This is a genomic window from Streptomyces sp. (genome assembly GCF_019510245.1).
GTDB lineage: Bacteria > Actinomycetota > Actinomycetes > Streptomycetales > Streptomycetaceae > Streptomyces.
In genome coordinates this window covers 1-1,123 of record NZ_JAEKKT010000545.1, presented here as the reverse complement: position 1 = coordinate 1,123, position 1,123 = coordinate 1, and the positions used below count along the sequence as shown (strand labels likewise).

1 protein-coding gene and 1 pseudogene are annotated in these 1,123 nt (G+C 70.3%); one reads left to right on the top strand and one right to left on the bottom strand.

Annotated features, from left to right (window positions below; all coding sequences use genetic code 11):
- Positions 1 to 351 (top strand): annotated as a pseudogene (locus tag JF597_RS55265) (saccharopine dehydrogenase); the annotation flags it as partial.
- A gap of 15 nt (positions 352 to 366) precedes the next feature.
- On the opposite strand, the gene JF597_RS55260 reads toward JF597_RS55265, so the two are convergent.
- Positions 367 to 1,059: an NAD(P)-binding domain-containing protein gene (locus JF597_RS55260; RefSeq protein ID WP_294014847.1), complete on the bottom strand. Its 693-nt coding sequence runs from the start codon at positions 1,057 to 1,059 to the stop codon at positions 367 to 369.
- Positions 1,060 to 1,123: the final 64 nt, after the last annotated feature.

The following is a 1,123-nucleotide window of genomic DNA, read 5'->3' as shown; positions in this document are numbered from 1 at the left end:
CCCCAGCACCTCTCCATCCCCGACGTGACCACCTACATGACCGCCGAGGCGGCCCGGGACGTCACCGCTCCCCACACGCCGGCCCCGACCGGCACCGACGAGAACGGGCGCTCGAACCAGACCTTCCTCGTCGACGTCGTCGTCCGCTCCGGCGGAGCCGAACGCCGGGCCACGGCCGGCGGCCTGGACATCTACGCCGTCACCGCGCCCCTTGTCACGGAGGCCCTCGAGCGCGTCCTGACCGGCCGTACCAAGACCGTCGGCGTCGCCTCCGCCGGCGAGATCTTCGACGCTCCCGACTTCCTGCACGCGCTCGCCCCGCACATCACACTCGACCTGGTTTCGGCCTGAACCCTGTTTGATGTGTCAGCGGGCGAGGGAGACGGCGAAGGGCTTGAAGCCGTGTCGGCGCAGGATGTGGGGCACGACCAGGATCATGGCCTCGGTGGCGCGGGCCGTGGTGATGTCGCCGAGGTCCTCGATCCGTTCGGGCCGCCAGCCCAGGTCGCCGAGCAGGCCGGTGACGGTCCTCTTCGCGTGTTCGTCATCGCCCGAGAGGTAGGCGGTCGGTGGGGTGGCCAGGGCTTCGGGAGCGGTCATGACCGTGAAGAGCATGGTGTTGAGGGTCTTGACCACATGGGTGTCAGGGAGCGCGGCCTGAAGCTTCTCGGCGAGGCTGCTGCCGGGATAGCACAATTCACCGGGCAGGCCGTCACCGTCGTCGCGGGTGGCGTTGGAGACGTCGATGAGGATCTTGCCGACGAGGTCGGCCCGCAGGTCGGTGAGGCGCTCCAGGGAGCTGTCGCCGGGCGTCGCGTTGATCACGACGTCCGCGGTGCGGGCAGCGGTGCGCTGGTCGGCGAAGGCGATCCGCGGGGCGAGCCCGGCGGTGCGGGCGGTGTCTTCGGATCTCCGGCCACCGACGGTGACATGGTGTCCGGCTGCGGACAGCTTGCCGGCGAGGTTGGCGCCGACGCGGCCGGCGCCCAGGATGCCGATGCTGGTCATGTGGTGGTGCTCCTTGCGGTATCGAGGTGAGAAGAAGGGACTTCCGGTCAGGCCGTCGACGAGAGGACCTTGAGGGCGGCGCCGTGGATGCCGGGGGCGGCGGCCAGGAAGTCGC